This window comes from Stenotrophomonas sp. Marseille-Q4652 (genome assembly GCF_916618915.1).
Classification (GTDB): Bacteria; Pseudomonadota; Gammaproteobacteria; order Xanthomonadales; family Xanthomonadaceae; genus Stenotrophomonas.
This window is the reverse complement of sequence record NZ_CAKAKE010000001.1, coordinates 445276-465193: the sequence shown is the minus strand read 5'-3', so window position 1 is coordinate 465193 and position 19918 is coordinate 445276. Positions and strand designations below refer to the sequence as shown.

16 protein-coding genes are annotated in these 19918 nt (G+C 66.8%); 9 read left to right on the top strand and 7 right to left on the bottom strand.

What is annotated here, in order from left to right; all coding sequences use genetic code 11:
* Positions 1-12: 12 nt before the first annotated feature.
* Positions 13-1602: a transglycosylase SLT domain-containing protein gene (locus tag LG380_RS02105; RefSeq protein ID WP_225763387.1), complete on the bottom strand. Its 1590-nt coding sequence runs from the start codon at positions 1600-1602 to the stop codon at positions 13-15.
* On the opposite strand from LG380_RS02105, the gene LG380_RS02100 reads away from it, so the two are divergent.
* On the top strand, positions 1522-3282 hold the full coding sequence (locus LG380_RS02100; protein WP_263973773.1) for a DUF853 domain-containing protein: 1761 nt from the start codon (positions 1522-1524) through the stop codon (positions 3280-3282). The two genes, LG380_RS02105 and LG380_RS02100, sit on opposite strands and share 81 nt — an antisense overlap.
* 64 nt (positions 3283-3346) lie before the next feature.
* Entirely contained in the window at positions 3347-4618 is a 1272-nt protein-coding gene (locus tag LG380_RS02095) for a hypothetical protein (RefSeq protein WP_225763385.1), read from the top strand.
* A 62-nt stretch (positions 4619-4680) separates the two neighbouring features.
* Here LG380_RS02095 and LG380_RS02090 read toward each other — a convergent pair whose 3' ends face one another.
* Positions 4681-6135 (bottom strand): rhomboid family intramembrane serine protease, encoded by a 1455-nt coding sequence (locus tag LG380_RS02090; RefSeq protein WP_225763384.1) that lies wholly within the window; start codon positions 6133-6135, stop codon positions 4681-4683.
* Between the two features lie 104 nt (positions 6136-6239).
* On the opposite strand from LG380_RS02090, the gene greB reads away from it, so the two are divergent.
* Entirely contained in the window at positions 6240-6743 is a 504-nt protein-coding gene (greB, locus tag LG380_RS02085; RefSeq protein WP_225763383.1) for a transcription elongation factor GreB, read from the top strand.
* Here the strand turns inward: greB and LG380_RS02080 are convergent, their stop codons facing one another.
* Both LG380_RS02080 and rimO read right to left on the bottom strand, forming a co-directional pair.
* Positions 6744-7577 carry a DUF3025 domain-containing protein gene (locus tag LG380_RS02080; RefSeq protein ID WP_225763382.1) on the bottom strand — a complete coding sequence of 278 codons (834 nt, stop codon included), beginning with the start codon at positions 7575-7577 and terminating at the stop codon, positions 6744-6746.
* 6 nt (positions 7578-7583) lie between these two features.
* Positions 7584-8951 (bottom strand): 30S ribosomal protein S12 methylthiotransferase RimO, encoded by a 1368-nt coding sequence (rimO, locus tag LG380_RS02075; protein WP_225763381.1) that lies wholly within the window; start codon positions 8949-8951, stop codon positions 7584-7586.
* A gap of 145 nt (positions 8952-9096) precedes the next feature.
* On the opposite strand from rimO, the gene LG380_RS02070 reads away from it, so the two are divergent.
* Genes LG380_RS02070 through LG380_RS02060 form a run of 3 tightly spaced genes read left to right on the top strand, consistent with a single transcriptional unit; the run spans position 9097 to position 10371 of the window.
* Positions 9097-9756, top strand: a complete 660-nt coding sequence (locus LG380_RS02070; RefSeq protein WP_225763380.1) for a dienelactone hydrolase family protein — start codon at positions 9097-9099, stop codon at positions 9754-9756.
* A complete protein-coding gene (locus LG380_RS02065) occupies positions 9753-10175 on the top strand; it encodes an HIT family protein (protein ID WP_225763379.1) in 423 nt (140 codons plus the stop codon). Before LG380_RS02070 ends, LG380_RS02065 begins: the two co-directional genes overlap by 4 nt.
* Before the next feature lie 31 nt (positions 10176-10206).
* Positions 10207-10371: a DUF5668 domain-containing protein gene (locus tag LG380_RS02060; protein ID WP_225763378.1), complete on the top strand. Its 165-nt coding sequence runs from the start codon at positions 10207-10209 to the stop codon at positions 10369-10371.
* 68 nt (positions 10372-10439) lie between these two features.
* On the opposite strand, the gene dcd is transcribed toward LG380_RS02060, so the two are convergent.
* Positions 10440-11015 carry a dCTP deaminase gene (gene dcd, locus LG380_RS02055; protein ID WP_225763377.1) on the bottom strand — a complete coding sequence of 192 codons (576 nt, stop codon included), beginning with the start codon at positions 11013-11015 and terminating at the stop codon, positions 10440-10442.
* Positions 11016-11154: 139 nt separating this feature from the next.
* Positions 11155-12009 (bottom strand): iron-sulfur cluster carrier protein ApbC, encoded by an 855-nt coding sequence (apbC, locus tag LG380_RS02050; RefSeq protein ID WP_225763376.1) that lies wholly within the window; start codon positions 12007-12009, stop codon positions 11155-11157.
* A gap of 332 nt (positions 12010-12341) precedes the next feature.
* On the opposite strand from apbC, the gene LG380_RS02045 reads away from it, so the two are divergent.
* The 3 genes from LG380_RS02045 to LG380_RS02035 all read left to right on the top strand — a co-directional run bounded on the left by LG380_RS02045 (position 12342) and on the right by LG380_RS02035 (position 18167).
* The gene (locus LG380_RS02045) at positions 12342-15137 is read left to right on the top strand and encodes a TonB-dependent receptor (RefSeq protein ID WP_225763375.1); all 2796 of its coding nucleotides are present in this window, start codon (positions 12342-12344) and stop codon (positions 15135-15137) included.
* Positions 15138-15277: 140 nt separating this feature from the next.
* On the top strand, positions 15278-17242 hold the full coding sequence (locus LG380_RS02040; protein WP_225763374.1) for a S9 family peptidase: 1965 nt from the start codon (positions 15278-15280) through the stop codon (positions 17240-17242).
* A gap of 145 nt (positions 17243-17387) precedes the next feature.
* Complete coding sequence (locus tag LG380_RS02035; RefSeq protein WP_225763373.1) at positions 17388-18167, top strand: hypothetical protein; 780 nt, start codon at positions 17388-17390, stop codon at positions 18165-18167.
* A 4-nt stretch (positions 18168-18171) separates the two neighbouring features.
* On the opposite strand, the gene LG380_RS02030 is transcribed toward LG380_RS02035, so the two are convergent.
* Positions 18172-19797, bottom strand: a complete 1626-nt coding sequence (locus tag LG380_RS02030) for an NAD(P)/FAD-dependent oxidoreductase (RefSeq protein ID WP_225763372.1) — start codon at positions 19795-19797, stop codon at positions 18172-18174.
* Positions 19798-19918 lie beyond the last annotated feature (121 nt).

Genomic DNA, 19918 nt, shown 5'->3' with positions numbered 1-19918 from the left:
GCCAAGTGAGGCTCAGCGCTTCCTGCAGCCTTCCAGCTTCAGGCTCTGGCCCAGCTTGAGCGCATAGGCCGGTGCACGCAGGCCGTTGGCGCGGGCCAGTTCAGGGACCGAGCACTCGAACTTGGAGGCAATGCGGCCCAGGGTGTCGCCCTTGACCACCTTGTAGCTGCGCAGGGGCGCCGGGCGCGGGGCCGGACGCGGCGCAGGCCTTGCCGGAGCAGGCGTGGCTGCGGCGTTGCCGGCCATCGACTGCATGTCGCCCACCGCCACGACGCCGCTGTAGGCCGAGGCCTGCGGACGCTTGATCGCGGCATTGAGGTCGGCGGTGATCAGGGTGCGGGCCAGGTCCGCGCGCGGACCGGAAACGCAGTAGCGGTTGTACAGGCCGGCGATGCGGGTGGTGGCATTGATCACCGTGCCGGCCGGGATCCAGCCGTCGGCCTCGTAACGCGGGTTGAGGTTGCGCAGCGCGCGCATGTGGCCGTCGCGGGTACCGGCGCTGCCCAGGCAGATGGTCAGTTCGTAGATCGTGGTCGACTTGGCCAGCCTGATCGTCGCCGGCTGCGCGTTGATCTTCGGGAACTCCACGCCGTACTGCTGCGGGTGCAGGAAGATCCAGGCCGCGGCGATCACCATCGGCACGTAGTCCTTGGTTTCGCCGGGGAACTGGTTGTAGACGAAGTCGGTCCAGAAGCTCTGGCCGCCGCTGTCGCGGAACACACGTGCGGCGCGGCCCTCGCCGCCGTTGTAGGCCGCCAGCGCCATCTCGATGTTGCGGTTGAGCTGGGCCATGCGCTCGTTCATGTAGGCCGCACTGCCCTCGGCCGCGCTGCGCGGATCGAAGCGGGTGTCAAAGCCGGTGCCGTCCGGACCCAGGCCAAAGCGGCGACCGGTGGCCGGCATGAATTGCATCAGGCCAGCGGCACCGGCGCGCGAGCTGGCATGCACGCGGCCGTTGGATTCCTTGGCCATGATCCCGAACAGCAGCGCCTCGGGCAGGCCGCGCTTCTCCCACTCCGGCCACATCACCGGGCGCAGGTTCATGTAGTTCTCGTAGCTGGTCAGCAGCGCCGGGCGCATGTCGGTCAGCCAGCGGCGGATGCCGGCCTGGACGGCCGGGTTGTACTCGACCATCTCGTCGAAGGCGTGGCGATGGTCGTTGAGCAGGGCCGCGGCGCGCGCGGCCTCCGGCACGTCGGCTTCCAGCGGGGCGACGTGATCCGGGTCGGCCTCCAGCGGCCGCCCTTCCTCGCCCTCATCGGCCGCAGCCACGCCGTCGGTGTCACGCTTGAGCAGCCGCTTGTAGGTCACCAGCAGGCTGCCGACCTGGCAGCCGCGCTGGGCGATGCAGGCGCTGATGACGTCTTCCATGTCCTCCAGTGCGGCATCGGCTTCGGCAGTGCCCTTGGGGTCGGCGTTGGCGACCAGCAGCTGGGCCTCGGTGAAACGCTTTTCGGCGGCGGCCATCCGCTGCTCGAGGGCTTCGATCTTCTCGCGGTCTCGCGCCGAGACGCGCTGTGCGTGGGCGGCCGGGGCCGCGGACAGCAGCGAGGCGGCAACCAGGACCGGCCAGCTGCGGGCAATCAGGAAGGAAAGGGACATCAGCCACAACATGCTCGGAAGAACCGGCAGGGTAGCCCTCCCCTCGCGCCACGGGCAAGGACGCCAGCACCGCGATACAGTCGCTCGTTAGAATCCGGCCACCTCACCAAGAGCCCATCAATGGATCCCATCCTGCTCGGCAAAGGCATCACCGACGACGTCGCGGTCACCCTGCTTCCCCGCTTCGGCAACCGCCACGGGCTGGTCGCCGGCGCCACCGGTACCGGCAAGACCGTCACCCTGATGACCCTGGCCGAAGGCTTCTCGCGGATCGGCGTGCCGGTGTTCCTGGCCGACGTGAAGGGCGACGTGGCCGGACTGGCGGTAGCCGGCGACGGCGGCGACAAGCTGCTGCAACGTGCGGCCGAAATCGGTGTATCCGACTACGCACCGTCGGCCAGCCCGACCATCTTCTGGGACCTGTACGGCCAGCTTGGCCATCCGGTGCGCACCACGGTCAGCGAGATGGGCCCGACCCTGCTGGCCCGCATCCTCGAACTCAATGACACCCAGGCCGGCGTGCTGGACATCGTATTCAAGCTGGCCGACGACCGCGGCCTGCTGTTGCTGGACCTTGACGACCTGCGCGCCCTGCTCAACCTGGCCGCCGCCGAGCGCAAGCAGATCTCGGTCGAGTACGGCCTGGTCAGTGCGCAGACCGTGGCGGCGATCCAGCGCGCGCTGCTGCGCCTGTCGCAGGACGGCGGCGAGCGCTTCTTCGGCGAGCCGGCGCTGGAGCTGGCCGACATCATGCGCGTCAACCATGACGGCCGCGGCGTGATCGGCATCCTCGCCGCCGCCCAGCTGATCCTCAAGCCGCGCCTGTATTCCACCTTCCTGCTGTGGCTGCTGAGCGAGCTGTTCGAGACCCTGCCGGAAGTGGGCGACCTGGAGAAGCCCAAGCTGGTCTTCATCTTCGACGAGGCCCACCTGCTGTTCGACGACGCGCCGCCGGCGCTGGTGCAGCGGATCGAGCAGGTGGTGCGGCTGATCCGCTCCAAGGGCGTGGGCGTGTACTTCTGCTCGCAGTTCCCCGACGACATCCCGGCCAATATCCTCGGCCAGCTCGGCAACCGCGTGCAGCATGCGCTGCGCGCCTACACCCCGCGCGACCAGAAGGCGGTGCGCACCGCCGCGCAGACCTTCGTACCCAATCCGAAGCTGGACGTGGCCGCCAAGCTCTCGCAGCTGGGCACCGGCATGGCGCTGGTCTCCACCCTGCAGGACAAGGGCGTGCCCTCGCCGGTGCAGGAGACCATGATTGCCCCGCCGCGCTGCCGGATGGGCTCGATCACCGAGACCGAGCGCGCACAGGTACGTTCCGGCAGCCCGGTCGGCGTGCGTTACGACACCGCGGTCAACCGCGAATCGGCCGCAGAGATGCTGGCCGCGCGTGCGCAGCAGCTCGCCGCCGAAGCCAATGCGCCGGCGGCGAAGGGCGAGGAATCCGGCGGGCTGGGCAAGGCGTTCCGCGACCTGATGTTCGGCAACGGCCGCCGCCAGGGCGTGGTCGAGTCGGTCGCCAAGCAGACCACCCGCAACGTCGGCGCGCAGATCGGCCGCAACATCGGCGGTTCGATCGGCGAGTCGGTGATGGGCAAGACCGGCAAGAAGTACGGCTCGCAGATCGGCAACCAGATCGTGCGCGGCATCCTCGGCGGGATCTTCGGCCGCCGCTGAGCGGCACATTGCCGCGCCCTTGGCGATGCCCGCACAATCGGGCATCGACCAAGGGGGGGAAACCATGGCAGTACACCAGCGCACGCAGCTGCGGCCACCGGCCGCGCCCGAACCATTCTGGCAGCGGCTTCGCGCCATCACCCTGTATCCGGTGCGCGGGCCGGCGCTGTACTCGCTGGTGGCGCTCACCCTGTGCACCCTCACCGGGTTGCTCCCGGGCATCGGCTGGCTGTTGGTACTGGTCACCTGGCTGGCGGTGTACCGCTACGCCTTCGAGATCCTGCGCGAGACCGCCAACGGGCGCATGGAGTCGCCCGAGCACACCCTGGGTTCCAGCGATGGCACGGTGTACCGGCTGATCGCACTGGTCCTGCTGATGGGCTTCTTCGTCGGACTGGTCGCCGCCTTCCTGGGGCCAGTCGCAGCGATAGCCGCGCTGGCCTTGGTGGTATTCCTGCAGCCGGGCTGCGTTATCTCGCTGGCGATGGATGGCAGCCTGCGCAAGGCTGCCAACCCGGTCACCTCGCTCACCCTGGCCGGCCGCATCGGCGCGCCCTACCTGGCCGCATTCGCGCTGCTGTTCGTGATCCAGGCCAGCGCACTGAAGGCGGGTGAGTGGGTACACCGGTGGTTGCCGCCGATCCTCGGCGACGTGGCGCTGACCTTCTTCACCATCTGGGGCCTGTTCGCCGCCTTCCACCTGATGGGCTACCTCGTCTACCAGTACCACGAGGTGCTGGGCTTCGAACCGGAAGGTGCGCCCGAAGCGTTGTCGCATTTCGATCCGGACCAGGGGCTGCTGGACGAGGCGGGGAAGTTCGTGCGCGACGGGCATCCGGTCGAAGCCCTGCAGGTGCTGCGCAGCGCGGTACGTTCGCGTGCGGTCGGCCTGCCCGTGCACGAGCTCTACCAGCGCCTGCTGCGCACGGCCGACCGCCCCGACGAGCTGCGCGAACACACCCGCCAGTACATCTCCCGCCTGGTTACCGAAAAGCAGGACCGCAAGGCGCTGGCACTGCTGCGCGAAGCACTGGATGCCGATCCGGACTTCACCCCGGCCCAGCCCGAGTACGCGATGCAACTGGCCGAACGTGCGCGCCTTGGCGGCCAGTTCCAGCTCGCCAGCGATGCCCTCCGGGCGATGCTGCGGGCGTGGCCGCGTGCGGCCGAGGCTCCGCAATGGGCACTGCAGGCCGCGCTGATCCTCTCCGAACGCCATGGCCGTGACGCCGAGGCTGCGCGACTGCTGGAGCAGGCGCTGCAGCGCTGCGAGGATGAGGAGCAGCAACGCCGGCTGAAGGCTGCACTGAAGGCGATCCAGGCCCCGGTCGGCTGATGGCCCCGCCCGCTGCCTTGCAAGGCAGCGGGCGCACTTCCTGCCGGGGAATCAGCCGCGACTCAACCCTGCTCGAGCAGGAAACGCGCCTTGCCGGCCTGCGGCAGCTCGGGAAAACGTTCGATCAGCGACTGCAGCAGGCGGTACTGGCACTCGACCCGGCTCTGCTCACCGTGCTGCAGGGCCAGCCGGAACCACTGCCGGGCCTGCGTCTCGCGCGGCAGCACCTCCGCGCCCTGGAGCAGCAGGGCTTCGGCTTCCTCAAGACGCCCCAGAGCCAGCCAGGTGTCCAGCACCAGACTGGCTTCGTCGACATCCAGCGGAGGCTGGGTGCCGGCCAGCACGCCGGCGGCTTCAGCCTGCAGTCGCCGGGTCTCGCCATCGTGTGCGGGCATCCGCAGTACCTGCAGCGCATGTTGCCGGGCGGCCAGGCGCCTGCCGCCGTTGGCCGCGGCGCGATGGCGCGCCATCGCCACGTCGGCGCGGTGAGGCTGTTCGTCCGCCAGCGCAGCCAGCAGCTCCTCGGCCTCGCGGTTTTCCATGCGCCCGAGGTGGCGCTGCGCACGCTCCCAGCGGTCATCGACCACCTCGCCGGGCTCGGGCTGCATGTAGTCGTTGCGCACCTGCCGGGTCAGCACCAGTACCGCGCCGAGCGCAGCACCACAGAGCAGTCCGCCGGCGTGCGCATCGAAGCCCACGCCCAGGTGCCTGTTGGCCAGCAGGTTGTAGATCTCCCAGCCCAGCCACGCCGGCAGCAGCCAGATCGCCGGCGTGCGGACGTAGTCGAACCAGACGCCGACCCAGTAGAAGAAGCGCACCGGATTCCGCCCCCAGACCACGCAGAACGCGCCCATCATCGCCGCCACCGCGCCGGAAGCGCCCAGGCCGCCACCGGCCTCTCCCCAGCGCCACAACAGGCTGGCCGCGCTGGAACCCAGCGCCCCCAGCCCGTAAACGAGCAACAGGCGCCAAGGCCCGACCGCACCTTCCAGCAGCAGGCCGAGCACCACCAGGAACAGCATGTTGCCGAGCAGGTGGCCCAGGTTGGCGTGCAGGAAGGCCGCGGAGAACATCCGCGACGGCGACCATTCCGAACTGCGCAGCATGTGGCGCAGGGTGAATACCTCATCGAGCTGGCGATCGTAGGCCGGCCGCAGCGACTGCCATGCTCGCCGGTCGACCTCGCCCTGGAACAGCGCCCCCTCACGCAGCGCCTGCTGGAAACGCACGTCGGTCAGCGTACGGGTACCCACCGCCTGCACGCGCGTGGCGGGATCGAGCCGCGCCAGTTCGTCGGCTTCCCGGGTCTGGCCATCTGCCCGCAGGTAGCGCAGATAGGCATCGACCTCGTGTGCGCCCAGGCCTGACTGCACGTAATGGCGCTGCGCGGCCTGCAGCCGGGCTTCGTCACCGCCCTGCCAGCCGAAGAACACCAGCACGTTGGCCATCACCAGCAGCAGCGTGGCCACCGGCAGGTTGGCCAGCGTCAGCGGCTTGTGCAGCGGGAGGATCAGCATGCGTGGACATCCGTGTCGAGACTGCGCGCAGCTTCGGGGATCGGCTGGCCCCGTGCAAGCCGGCGCGGCTACCATTCCGTTCCCTTGATGTTGCCTGTCGATCCATGAGCCGCTGGCGTCCCCCTGCCGAAAAAAGTACCGCGCTGATCACCGCCGAAGGCCATGCCCGGCTCAAGGCCGAGCTGGACGAGCTGTGGCGCGTGCGCCGGCCGGAAGTGGTCAAGGCGCTGGCCGCGGCGGCGGCGGAGGGCGATCGCTCGGAGAACGCGGAGTACACCTACCGCAAGAAGCAGCTGGGCGAGATCGACCGCCGCGTGCGCTACCTGAGCAAGCGGCTGGAAGCGCTGCGCGTGGTCGATACCGCGCCGTCCGATCCGCAGGCGGTGTTCTTCGGCGCACGGGTCGAGCTGGAGAACGTGGACAGCGGCGAAACCCACCTGTACCGCATCGTCGGCCCCGACGAGACCGATGCCGGCAAGGGCTGGATCAGCATCGACTCGCCGCTGGCCCGGGCCCTGCTGAAGAAGCGCATCGACGACGAGTTCGAGGTCGAGCTGCCGGGCGGCCGCACCGGCTTCTGCATCATCGACGTTCGCTACGACTCCTGATCATCGCAGCGGCGGCGGATAGGTCCGTCCCTCGCGCAGCGGCCGGAAGTAATCCTGCCCGGCATAAAAGCCCGCATCCTGCCGCGGATGCCAGCCGGGGATACCGGCCAGCGGCAGCGGCCGCAGTTCCGAGGCCGCGTTCAACGCCTTGCCGGAACGGATCGCCTCGGCTGCGATCTCGAGCGCGGCGGCATCGTCACCGGCCACGACCACCAGGCACTTGCCGACCAGCAACCGCCCCGGCACCAGCACCTGCTCAAGCAGTGCATGGCCGAACGCCGCAGCCACCGAAATCGCGCTGTCGCGCCATGCCTGCGCACGCAACACGAACAGCTGCTGCCAGTCGTGTGCATCCCAGGCTGCCAGCAGGCCGGTATCGGCCACGCGCACGACCAGCCCACTCTCGTCGAACTGGGTCAGCGCCTGCTGCGCGGCAGTGCGCCGGCGCGGCCCGACGCGGTCGATATCGCTGCACTGGCGAGCGTTGAGCGCGTGCTTGAGCGCGGGGTAGCGCGCCCACGCCAGCGCGTTGAACAGGTCATGCCAGTTGCACGGACGGGTGGCAATACGCCCGGCGGCAATGCGCTGCTCGTAGTGGAGGCCATCAGCCAGCAGCGCATGGTCCTGCTCGACCAGCTGCTTGCCGGTGATGGACAACGCAGCGTCGAGGGCCACGACCGCAGGCCATTGCGGCCCCGCCAGCAACTCATGCCAGCACGCGTATGGCGCCAGCAGCGGATGCGCATAGCAGGCCGGATCAACCTCGCCGCGGGAGGGCGGAACGAAGCGTCGTGGCGGCGCGACTTGCTGCCGCCCTGACCCTGCATCCGGCATCTGCGATCAGAGGACGGCCAGGTCCAGCTTGCGGCTGGCCGGAGCCGTGGCAGGCAGCGCATCGCCGAACAGGTCATGTTCGTCGCTGTCGGTGATTTCCACGTCGACGAACTGGCCGGCCTGCAGCTTCATCTCCTCGGCGTTCTGGATGTGCACCAGGCCGTCGATCTCCGGCGCATCGGCCTTGGAGCGGGCCACGGCGATGCCGTCCTCGATCACGTCGACCAGGCACTGCTGCACGCTGCCGATCTTTGCCTCGAGCTTGGCGGCGGAAATCTGCGCCTGCTTCTCCATGAAGCGGGCCAGGCGTTCCTGCTTGACCGCTTCCGGCACCGGGTCGGGCAGCGCGTTGGCCGCTGCCCCTTCCACCGGCGAATAGGCGAACGCGCCGACGCGATCCAGCTGCGCGGCATCAAGGAAGTCGAGCATCGCCTCGAACTCGGCGTCGGTCTCGCCGGGGAAGCCGACGATGAAGGTCGAACGCACGGTGATGTCCGGACAGATCTCGCGCCAGCGCAGCACGCGCTCCAGGGTCTTGTCCACCGCACCCGGGCGCTTCATCAGCTTCAGGATGCGCGGGCTGGCGTGCTGGAACGGAATATCCAGGTAGGGAAGGATCCTGCCCTCGGCCATCAACGGCACGACGTCATCCACGTGTGGGTACGGATAGACGTAGTGCAGGCGGGTCCACGCGTCGAGCTCGCTCAGCCCCTCGCACAGCGCCTTCATGCGCGTGGCGTATTCCTTGCCGCGCCAGGTGCCCGGGGCGTACCTGCGGTCCACGCCGTAAGCCGAGGTGTCCTGCGAGACGACCAGCAGCTCGCGCACGCCGCCCTTGACCAACCGCTCGGCCTCGCGCAGCACGTCCTCGACCGGGCGCGACACCAGGTCGCCGCGCATCGAGGGGATGATGCAGAAGCTGCAGCGGTGGTTGCATCCTTCGGAAATCTTCAGGTAGGCGTAGTGGCGCGGGGTCAGCTTGATGCCGTAGTCCGGCACCAGGTCCACGAAGGGGTTGTGCCGCGGCGGGATGGCCGCATGCACGGCCTCCATCACGCTGGTGTAATCCTGCGGGCCGGACACCGACAGCACGTCCGGGTACTGCTCGCGGATCATTTCCGACTTCTTGCCCAGGCAGCCGGTGACGATGACCTTGCCGTTCTCGTTCATCGCCTCGCCGATGGCATCCAGCGACTCAGCCACGGCCGAATCGATGAAGCCACAGGTGTTGACCACCACCACGTCGGCGGCATCGTAGGACGGCACGATGTCGTAGCCCTCCACCCGCAGCTGGGTGAGGATGCGTTCGGAATCGACCAACGCCTTCGGACAGCCAAGGCTGACGAAGCCGACTTTGGGGTTCAGCTGGGACATGGGGTATGCGGTTCTGGGGGCCGGGGATCGGAATGACCGGGGGCCGGAAGCCGGCCGATTATACCGGCGCGGGCGGCCCTGCTGGCCCAACGATCCCCTCATGGTCATCGTCTGATAATGTCGGGCCCTGTTCAGGAGAAAAGCCATGGGCCACTGGACTACGCTGGAAACCGAACGCGGCCAGGTTGCCGCCTGGCACGCCACCCCGGCCACCCCGCCCCGGGCCGCACTGGTGGTAATCCAGGAGGTGTTCGGCGCCAATGCACATATCCGCGCCGTGGCCGACGGCTTTGCCGGGGCTGGCTTCGAGGTGCTGGCACCGGCCTTCTTCGACCTGGTCGAGCGTGACGTCGAGCTGGACTACGACGACGCCGGCCTGGTCCGCGGCCGCGAGCTGGTGCAGGCGCTGGGCACCGACGCGGCACTGGACATCGTCGCCGCCGCCGCGCGGGTGCTGGCCCCCGCCGGCAAGGTCGGCACGGTCGGCTACTGCTGGGGCGGCACGATCGCCCTGCTGGCCGCCGTCCGCCTGGGGCTGCCCTCGGTCAGTTACTACGGCGCGCGCAATACCGCTTTCCTCGGCGAGACGCCAAAGGCTCCCGTGATGTTCCACTTCGGCAGCGAGGATCCCAGCATCCCGGCCGAGGCGGTACAGCAGCACCGCGAGCGGCTGCCGCAGATGCAGCTGTTCGAGTACCCGGCCGGGCACGCGTTCAACCGCGCCGGGGACCCCCACTACCACGAGCCCAGCGCACGGCTGGCACGAGAGCGCACCCTGACCTTCCTCAGCGAGAACCTGCGATGACCGAAGCAGTGACGAACGAGTTCGAACTGGATTCCCGCCTTGCCACCGACAGCGTGCTGATTGCCGACGGCCCGTTGTCGCAGATCCGCCTGATGAATGACGACCGCTTCCCGTGGATCGTGCTGGTGCCGCGCGTGTCCGGGGCCAGCGAGTGGATCGACCTCAATGGCGACCAGCAGCGCCTGCTGCTGGCCGAGATCAACCAGATCTCCCGCCACCTCAAGCAGAAGCCCGGCGTGACCAAGCTCAACATCGGCGCGCTGGGCAACATCGTGCCGCAGTTGCATATCCACATCGTCGGCCGCCGCGAAGGCGATGCCGCCTGGCCGGGCCCGGTGTGGGGAACGGGACCGGCACAGCGTTTCGATCCGGAGGTGCTGGCCGAGCGTGTCGAAATCTGGCGCCAGCGGCTACGATAAGCCCCCCATCCACCACGGACACCGCAAGCCGATGCGTTCCAACCTGTTTGCCGCCCTGATCCTGATCATCGTCGGCCTGTTTTTCCTGGCAAAGAACCTGGGCTGGATCAACGGCAACATCGGCAGCATTTTCGCCACGTGGTGGCCGGCGCTGCTGGTGGCCGTGGGCATTGGCCTGCTGTTCGGGCGCAAGTAACGGACATTGCTGGAACGAAAAAGGCGCGGACATCCGCGCCTTTTTCTTTGCGTGACCAATAGCGACGGTCAGGTCCGCGGCAGGGTAACCCCGGTCTGGCCCTGGTACTTGCCGCCGCGGTCCCGGTACGAGGTCTCGCAGATGTCGTCGGCATCGGACTGGAAGAACAGCATCTGCGCCACGCCCTCGTTGGCGTAGATGCGCGCCGGCAGCGGCGTGGTGTTGGAGAACTCCAGCGTCACGTGGCCCTCCCACTCCGGCTCCAGCGGGGTCACGTTGACGATGATCCCGCAGCGGGCGTAGGTGCTCTTGCCCAGGCACACCACCAGGGTGTCGCGCGGGATGCGGAAGTATTCCACCGTGCGTGCCAGCGCGAACGAATTGGGCGGGATGATGCACTCATCACCCACGATGTCGACGAAGCTGCCCGGATCGAAGTTCTTCGGGTCGACGATGGTGGAGTTGATGTTGGTGAACACCTTGAACTCGCGCGAGCAGCGCACGTCGTAGCCGTAGCTGGAAGTGCCGTAGCTGACGATGCGCTTGCCGTCGACCTGCTTCACCTGGCCCGGTTCGAACGGCTCGATCATGCCGTTGGGCTGTTCGGACATGCGGCGGATCCAGCGGTCGCTCTTGATGCTCATTCACGGGTCCTGAAAAAACGGAAGGTCGGGGCCGAAGGCGCGCCAGCCGGCTGGCGGCGCGCATCGGGCCCCGGATTCTAGCCGACAGCCCGGGCGCCGCGCTGCCGGTGGAACGCCGGCATGCGACGACGGGGCGGCGTCAGAGCAGGCTGGCGCTGATCGGGATCGAGGCCCGCGGCCGCTTGCCCAGTTCCTCGACCAGCCGCTGCGCCGCGGACAGGTACGCCTGCGCTGCCGGCGACTCCGGCGCGGCGGCCACGATCGGGGTGCCGGCATCGCCCTGTTCGCGGATGCCGATCTCCAGTGGCAGCGAGCCCAGCAGCGGCACGCCGTACTGCTCGGCCATGCGCCGGCCACCGCCCTCGCCGAACAGGTGCTCGACCTTGCCGCAGCCCGAGCAGGTATGCACGGCCATGTTCTCGACGATGCCCAGCACCGGCACCTCGACCTTCTCGAACATCTTCACCGCCTTGCGCGCATCGAGCGTGGCGATGTCCTGCGGGGTGGTCACCACCACCGCACCGGCCACCGGGATCTTCTGCGACAGGGTCAGCTGGATGTCGCCGGTGCCTGGCGGGAGATCGATCAGCAGGTAGTCCAGGTCACCCCACAGCGTGTCATTGAACAGCTGCATCAGCGCCGAGGTCGCCATCGGGCCACGCCAGATCATCGGGGTGTCCTGCTCGATCAGGAAGCCGATGGACATGGTCTCTACGCCGAACGCACGCATCGGCTCGATCGACTTGTTGTCCGGACTCTCGGGGCGTCCCTCCAGGCCGAGCATCGCCGGCACGCTGGGACCGTAGATGTCCGCGTCCAGCACGCCGACCCGCGCGCCCTGACCGGCCAAGGCCACGGCCAGGTTGACCGCCGTGGTGGACTTGCCCACTCCGCCCTTGCCCGAGGCGACGGCAATGACGTTGCGGATGCGGGGATGCGGAGACAGCCCGTTCTGGACTGCGCGGGCAGGCACCCGCGGCGTTGGCTGGGACATGGCTACAACCATCATGGGGAGCCGGAAATGGTAGCAGCCGCTAGCGGAACAGCTGGCTGGCCGCCCTGCTCCCGTATCCCTGACCACTGCGATCAGGTGCCCAGGCCAAGGTACACCGGTGGCGCACGTCTCCAGTTACATCTATCGGCTCAGTGGGACCAAGCCTATTTATAAAAAATTTGTGCAGAAGTTGCTGGGAAAGTGTGCACCAGTCGTTAAAGTCATGTTACGTTCACTCCACAGCCAGCTGCCGTTCAGCCCTCTCCCCGTTCCCGGGACGTTCCCGGCCCGGTAGCAACTGTCATCCTAGCCAATTCAGGGGATTCTCCAAAGTGACTCGCAAAACCACATTCAAGCGTACCGTTCTGACCAGCGCCCTGCTGGCCGCGATGAGTGCGCCGGCCGCATTCGCGCAGGACGCCAGCGCCCAGACCGGCACCGCTTCGGCCGAACGCGCCACCACCCTCGACAAGGTCACCGTCACCGGCTCGCGCATCAAGCGCACCGACGTGGAAGGTCCGACCCCGGTCGTTGTGCTGACCGCCGCCGACATCGAGAAGGAAGGCTTCAACACCGTCTATGAGGCGCTCACCACGCTGAGCCAGATCACCGGCGACGTGCAGAACGAACTGACCCAGAGCGGCTTTACCCCGAACGCCCAGTTCCTGAACATGCGCGGCATGGGTCCGGGTTACACCCTGATCCTGATCAACGGCAAGCGCATGGCGGACTACCCGCAGCCGTACAACAGCCGCTCCAACGCCGTCAGCCTGAGCAGCATCCCGGGCGCTGCGGTCGAGCGCATCGAAGTCCTGACCGGTGGCGCATCGGCCATTTACGGCTCCGACGCCGTGGCCGGCGTGGTGAACATCATCACCAAGAGCAACTACGACGGTAATTCCATCAAGGTCCGTGCCGGCACCACCACCCGTGGCGGCGGCGACACCGGCCTGTTCCAGTTCACTGGCGGCAAGAGCGGTGACAACTGGAGCGTGACCTACGCGGCCGAGTACCTGAACCGCGAAGAGATCCTGGCGTCGCAGCGCGACTTCATGGACTCCTACTACGACAACCCCGACTTCAAGGGCAAGCCTGAGTTCGCCACCGCGACCAGCGGCGTGTACCTGTACCGCAACACCGGCTCGCAGTACGTGTGGAAGGGCGCCGACGGCAGCATCAATAACTCGGTCAAGAACCTCAACGAAGCCTGCGCCGCGACCTCGCCGGAATTCAGCCCGTACAACAGCTCGGCCAGCGTGAACAACGCTACGCCGAACCGCTGCGGTTACTTTGGCTACCCGGCGACCCAGTCGGTGCAGAACGCCTTCGACAAGGTCTCCGGCTACATCGCCGGCACCTACGACTTCTCCAACGGCCTGCAGGCCTACGCCCAGGCGCTGGTGACCGACAGCACCAACAAGGGCTACAGCTCGACCCAGTTCTGGCAGACCGGCTACGTCTACGACCCGGCCCTGGGTTACGTGCAGGCCCAGCGCATCTTCACCCCTGAAGAAGTGGGTGGCCCGCAGGCGACCGTCTATGACGAAACCTCGATCAACGTCGTCGGTGGCGTACGCGGCATCATCGCCGACCGCTTCGACTGGGATGCCAGTGTCTCGCACTCCAAGTTCGACTACGACACCAGCCGTCCCCGCTTCCTGACGAACAAGATCAACGACTACTTCCTGGGACCGAAGCTGGGCAACCAGGGCAGCTACGCCATCCACAACTTCAACGTGGATCGCCTGTTCAGCCCAATGACCCCGGACGTCTACAACTCGCTGATCACCAACGTCCGCAACAGCGGCTCGTCGAAGAACACCACCGGCAGCTTCACCATCAGCGGTGACCTGTTCGACCTGCCGGCCGGCCCGCTGAGCGCGGCGCTGGTCGTGGAAGCCGCGACCCAGGAATACACCCTGGATCCGGACATCCGCTCCACCGTGACCTACACTGGCGCGGACAAGATCTACAACCTGACCGCCACCGGCGGTGGTGGCGAGCGTGACCGTTACGCTGCGGGCTTGGAGCTCAGCATCCCGATCTTCGATTCGCTGAAGGCGAGCGTCGCTGGTCGCTTCGACAAGTACGACGACGTCACCAACGTCGACGGCGCGAGCACCTGGTCGGCGGGCCTGGAATGGCGTCCGTTCGACAGCCTGCTGCTGCGCGGCAACTACTCCACCAGCTTCCGCGCCCCGGACATGCACTACGTGTTCGCCGGCCCGTCGGGCTCGTACTCGTACATCGTCGACCAGCTGCGCTGCCGCCAGGCGGGCCTGGATCCGAAGGCCAGCGCCTGCACCGGCAACACCGACTACTACTACCAGGTGTTCAGCACCCGCCAGGGCAGCCGTGAGTTGGAAGAAGAGACTGGCAAGTCGTTCACCGTCGGCTTGGTGTGGGACATCATCGACGACCTGTCGCTGACCGTTGACTACTACAACATCAAGCTGGAAGGTGCCGTTGCCGACATCGACAGCGACTACCTGTTCCGCAACGAAGCAGACTGCATCCTGGGCCAGACCATTGATGGCACCGCGGTGGACGGCAACTCGGGCGCGTGCCAGTACTTTACCGGCCTGATTACCCGCGACACCACCGACTTGGGCACCAACAAGGTCACCGAGAAGCTGTCGGTTCCGTTCAACCAGGCCATGATGCGCACCTCGGGCATCGACGCCGCACTGGACTACAAGTTCGACACCGACCGCTGGGGCCGCTTCGGCTTCGGCATGAAGTACACCCACGTACTGAAGCTGGAAGAGCGTGACCTGCCGGACAGTGAGCTGGTCAACGTCCGCGACCACATGCAGTACTTCAACTACCGCAGCAAGGTCACCCTGAACTCTTCCTGGAGCAAGGACGACTGGAGCGCCTCGATCTACGGCACCCGCGCCGGCTCGCTGCCGAACTGGGCCGAGACCGATCGCGTTGCGCCGTACTTCACCTGGAACCTGACGGTGAACAAGAAGATCACCAACAAGGCCTCGGTGGGCATCCAGGTGGTCAACGTGTTCGACAAGGCCGGTGGCAATGATGACACCTACAACTCGTACCCGTACTTCTGGCGCGCCTATTCGGCTGTGGGCCGTCAGATCTCGGCGGAACTGAACTACAAGTTCTGATCGTTCGAGTAGATCTGCAACAAGGAGAAAGCCCGGCAACGCCGGGCTTTCTCTCGTTCGCAGGGACGTGGTGCCGCCGCCCTTCCAGCCGGCGCACCGGCCGCTGCCCCTGCCAATACAGAACAACGCAAGGAGCACACATGAAATTCCGCAGCAAACTACTGCTGTGCCTGGCCGTACTCACGCCCCAGGCCATCGCCGCAACCGAACAGCCGATCAGCGACTTCGTGGGTCGTCCCGCGTACGGCACTGCGAAGATCTCGCCCGATGGCCGCTATCTGGCCATGACCGTGGACAAGGGCGAGCAGGACGTACTGGTGGTTTTCCGCACCACTGACATGAGCCCGCTGAAGATCAATCAGCTGCCCGACAAGAAGAGCATCGGCGGCTTCTACTGGGTCAGCCCGGAGCGCCTCATGTTCACCGCCATCAAGAAGATGGGCGGCTACGCACAGCCTTTCAGCACCGGCGAATGGTTTGCGGTGAACGCCGATGGCAGCCAGCCGCGCCCACTGATCTTCTACGGTACCCGTGACGCGACGCAGGCCAGCAAGGCAGTCGGCAACGAGCACTTCTCGCTAGTGGACACCCTGCGTGACGACGACAACTTCGTGATCATGCAGGCGACCAGTGCGCGCTCTTCCGAAGGCGTCGGCACCGAGCTGGTGAAGCTGGACGTGTTCAACGGCCGCCGCACCTCGATGGGCCGCGCGCCGAAGGAAAACTGCAGCATCACCCTGGACGCCGACAAGCAGCCGCGCTTTGCGATCTGCTCCTCCAGCCGCGACGAATCGGGCCAGTACGACGAACGCAGCGAACTGTACCGCCGCGATGGCCAGAACTGGACCCTGGTCAATTCCTCCAAGACCGACGGCAAGCACCTGACGGTGGAGCGGACCACCGAGAACGGCACGGTCTACGCCTATCTCAATGACAACAAGGCACCTGCCTCGCTTGGCACCCTCAACACGGCGACCGGCGAGTTCACCCCTCTCTTCAGCGATCCGGTCGCCGAGGTAACGCAGCTGATCTGGTCCACCGACGCCTCAACATTGATTGGTGCCGTCACCGAGGCCGGAGCTCCAAAGGTCACCCTGATCGACGAGGAACACCCGGACGCAGCCCTGTACGCCTCGCTGGCAGCCGCATTTGATGGCCAGAAGGTTGATTTCGCCAGCTACACCCAGGACGGTCGGAAGATCCTGGTCTCGGTGATGAGTGACCGCAATCCGGGCCAGCTATACCTGTTCGACCGTGACAGCGGCAAGGCGCGGCCACTGCTGGCACGCAAGCCGCAGATTGATCCCGGCAAGATGGCCAGCACCAAGCCGTTTACCTTCACCGCGCGCGACGGCCAGCTGATCCACGCCTACCTGACGCTTCCCCACGGCTCCGAGGGCAGGAACCTGCCGTTGATCGTCAACCCGCACGGTGGCCCGATCGGTCCGCGCGATGACTGGTCGTTCAATCCCGAGGCACAACTCTTTGCCAGCCGTGGTTACGCCACTTTGCAGATCAACTTTCGGGGCTCGGGCGGCTACGGCAAGGCGTTCCAGGATGCCGGTCACCAGCAGTGGGACCAAGGCATCCAGAATGACATTCTCGATGCCACCCACTGGGTGATCAACAACGGCTATGCCGACCGGGAACGCATCTGCATCTACGGCGGCAGCTTTGGTGGTTATTCCTCGCTGATGGCGCCAATCCGCGAGCCCGGGCTGTTCAAGTGTGCCTTCGGCTACGTCGGCGTCTACGACGTGGGCATGCTTTTCACCAAGGGTGATATCCCCCAGCGTGATTCGGGCTTGCGTTACCTGCGCCGCACCCACGGCACCAACAAGGCTGACTGGAATCGCGCCTCTCCTGCCCAGCGCGCCGCCGAAGTGAAAATCCCGGTCTATCTGGCCGCCGGTGCCCGCGACGCCCGCGCCGTCCCCGAGCAGACCGAGTTGATGAGCAAGGCGCTGATCGCGGCTGGCAACAAGCCCGAAGGCATGATCATCCAGCCAGGTGAGATGCACGGCTTCTATGGCGACGAAGCCCGCCTCAAGCTGTACAGCGAAATGCTGGAGTTCTTCAACCGGCACATCGGCCAGAAGCCCTGAGGTGCCCTCCACCTGCCATCAGCCCAACTGATGGCAGGTGCTTCGGGGATCCGGGCCTGCAACCCTTGCAAGTACAGCGGCCCACCCGGGGCCGCGCCTTTAAGGAAAAACTATGACAGTGAAGTCAGGGCCGGCGGCAGGTCTCTTGCTGACCAGCATCGCGACCGCTTCCATCGCCAGTGCAGCCGAGCCGGGCAAGGCGCCGCCGGATCCAACGCGCGATCCGATCATGTCCACCGCCGGCTTTCTCTCCAGCCATCCTGACCTGCGCTACCGCCTGCTTGGCATGGAGCGCATGCGAGATGGCAAGCTCAACGAGGCATTCGACTTCTTCAAGCGGGCCGCCTACTACGCCGACAAACCGTCGCAGGGCATGGTCGCCGAAATGCTGTGGAACGGCCAAGGCACCAGTGCCGACCCGGTCCTGGCCTACGCCTGGATGGACTTGGCAGCCGAGCGTGGTTACAAGGGTTTCACTGGACTCCGCGAACGCTACTGGTCACGCCTGGATGAAGGACAGCGCGTGCGCGCGCTGGAGGAAGGACAGGCAATTTACGCACAGTACGGCGATGACGCGGCCAAGCCACGGCTAGCCACGGTATTGCGACGCGAGCGCACGCGCATGACCGGCAGCCGCCTGGGTACGGTGGGCAACCTCAGGATCTACGTCCCAGGTCCCGACGGCGAGGGCATGTCGATCGATGGCTCGAAGTTCTACGACGAACGTTACTGGAACCCGGAAAAATACCTACAGTGGCACGACGAAATATGGAAGGAGCCGCGCATTGCCAAGGTTGATGTGGGTGAGCTTACCCAGGTGCCGCAGCCGGAACTGGACAGCCGCATCCCCGAGGTAGCTCCTATGATCGATGCCGAGGAACCGAAGACCGAGGACGCAATGCCCCGGCTGGATTCCAAGCCCTGACGCCCTACCCCATCGGCCGCCGCTGGCGGCCGATGTCCTTCAGCACGACTGCCGCGGCGTTGTGGCCCGGCGCTCCGGTGACGCCGCCCCCGGGATGGGTGCCCGACCCGCACAGGTAAAGCCCGGGGATCGCGCCGCGGTAGCCGGCCTGGCCAAGCATCGGCCGGGCGCTGAACAGCTGGTTGAGGCTCAGCGCGCCGTGGAAGATGTCGCCGCCGACCAGGCCGAAGGTGCGCTCCAGGTCCAGTGGGCTGAGCACCTGCCGCCCCAGTACCGAGGCGGCAAAACCCGGCGCATGCCGGTCCACCGTGGCGATCATCAGGTCGGCCACTTCCTCGCGATGGTCGTCCCAGTTGCGTCCGCCCGGTAGTTCCGGGGCGACATGCTGGCAGAACAGGCTGGCCACGTGCTGGCCGGGCGGCGCCAGCGAAGCGTCCAGCGTGCTGGGGATGAGCATCTCCACCACCGGTTCGCGTGACCAGCCATGCTCGCGTGCATCGCGCCAGGCGCGATCCATGTAGTCCAGATCCGGGGCGATGATGATGCCGGCGGTGAGATGGTCGCCCTGCCCCGGCAGCACGCTGAAGTCCGGCAGCCGTGACAGTGCCATGTTCATGCGGAACGTGCCCGAACCACAGCGCCAGTTCTCCATCCGGGAACGCGTCGCTTCGGGTACGTGCTCCGGCGCCAGCAGGCGCTGGTACAGCAGTTTCGGATTGACGTTGGCGACCACCGTGCGCGCACGGACCATCTCGCCGCCGGTCGTCTCCACGCCAACGGCGCGGCCACCTTCGACCACGATGCGCGTCACGCCTTGTCCGGTGCGGATCACCGCGCCCGCCGCGGTTGCCGCTTTCGCCATTGCCTGGGTGATCGCGCCCATGCCGCCGATCGCATGACCCCACGCGCCCTTGACCCCGTTGCTCTCACCGAACACGTGGTGCAGCAGCACGTAGGCCGTGCCGGGCGCATACGGACTGGCGTAGTTGCCGACGATCCCATCGAAGCCGAACAGCGCCTTGATCGGCGCGCTTTCGAACCAGCGGTCCAGGTACTCGGCCGCGGAGATGGTGAAAAGGTCCAGCAGTTCCTGGCGCAATGCCGGTGACAGTGCGTGCAGCTCGCGCCCGAGCCGGCCCGCGCGCAGCAGTTCGGGCAGAGCCTGCCACCAGCCGCCGTCAGTGACATTGGGCGGCGGCTGCAGCGCCAGCGCGCGCAGCACGTCGGCAAATATCTCCAGCCGCTGTTCGTAGGCCGGCAGGCGCTCGGCATCGCGGGCGGAAAACCTGGCCACCTGCCCGCCGGTCAGGCCAGCGCCGGCCAGCAGGTACTGGCCATCGGGCAGCGGCAGGAAATTGTTGATCCGGCGCGGCACGATGCGCAGGCCGTGGCCATGCAGGTCCAGGTCGGCAATGACCTGTGGCTGCAACAGCGACACCGTGTACGAGGCGACCGAATTGCGGAAACCAGGATGGAATTCCTCGGTCACCGCGGCGCCGCCGACCACCTCGCGGCGCTCCAGTACGAGCACCCGCTGCCCGGCCCGCGCCAGATAGGCCGCACACACCAGTCCGTTGTGGCCACCGCCGACGATGACCGCGTCCCACTGCACCACCGATGTCGTTCCCATGCCCGCTGTATAGCAGCACCGCGGCCGGCCATGACCTTCTACACCCCTGCGCCAGCCGCACAGGGCGTATCGTCTGCGCACCGGTCCCGCCTGGCGGGGCTCCCCGTGCATGTCACCGGCC

Coding starts and splice junctions, on each gene's coding strand:
- LG380_RS02070 (WP_225763380.1), top strand. CDS start 9,097: ATGGGCCACTGGACTACGCTGGAAACCGAACGCGGCCAGGTTGCCGCC.
- greB (WP_225763383.1), top strand. CDS start 6,240: ATGAGCCGCTGGCGTCCCCCTGCCGAAAAAAGTACCGCGCTGATCACC.
- LG380_RS02060 (WP_225763378.1), top strand. CDS start 10,207: ATGCGTTCCAACCTGTTTGCCGCCCTGATCCTGATCATCGTCGGCCTG.
- LG380_RS02105 (WP_225763387.1), bottom strand. CDS start 1,602: ATGTCCCTTTCCTTCCTGATTGCCCGCAGCTGGCCGGTCCTGGTTGCC.
- LG380_RS02040 (WP_225763374.1), top strand. CDS start 15,278: ATGAAATTCCGCAGCAAACTACTGCTGTGCCTGGCCGTACTCACGCCC.
- LG380_RS02095 (WP_225763385.1), top strand. CDS start 3,347: ATGGCAGTACACCAGCGCACGCAGCTGCGGCCACCGGCCGCGCCCGAA.
- apbC (WP_225763376.1), bottom strand. CDS start 12,009: ATGTCCCAGCCAACGCCGCGGGTGCCTGCCCGCGCAGTCCAGAACGGG.
- LG380_RS02065 (WP_225763379.1), top strand. CDS start 9,753: ATGACCGAAGCAGTGACGAACGAGTTCGAACTGGATTCCCGCCTTGCC.
- LG380_RS02080 (WP_225763382.1), bottom strand. CDS start 7,577: ATGCCGGATGCAGGGTCAGGGCGGCAGCAAGTCGCGCCGCCACGACGC.
- LG380_RS02030 (WP_225763372.1), bottom strand. CDS start 19,797: ATGGGAACGACATCGGTGGTGCAGTGGGACGCGGTCATCGTCGGCGGT.
- rimO (WP_225763381.1), bottom strand. CDS start 8,951: ATGTCCCAGCTGAACCCCAAAGTCGGCTTCGTCAGCCTTGGCTGTCCG.
- LG380_RS02090 (WP_225763384.1), bottom strand. CDS start 6,135: ATGCTGATCCTCCCGCTGCACAAGCCGCTGACGCTGGCCAACCTGCCG.
- dcd (WP_225763377.1), bottom strand. CDS start 11,015: ATGAGCATCAAGAGCGACCGCTGGATCCGCCGCATGTCCGAACAGCCC.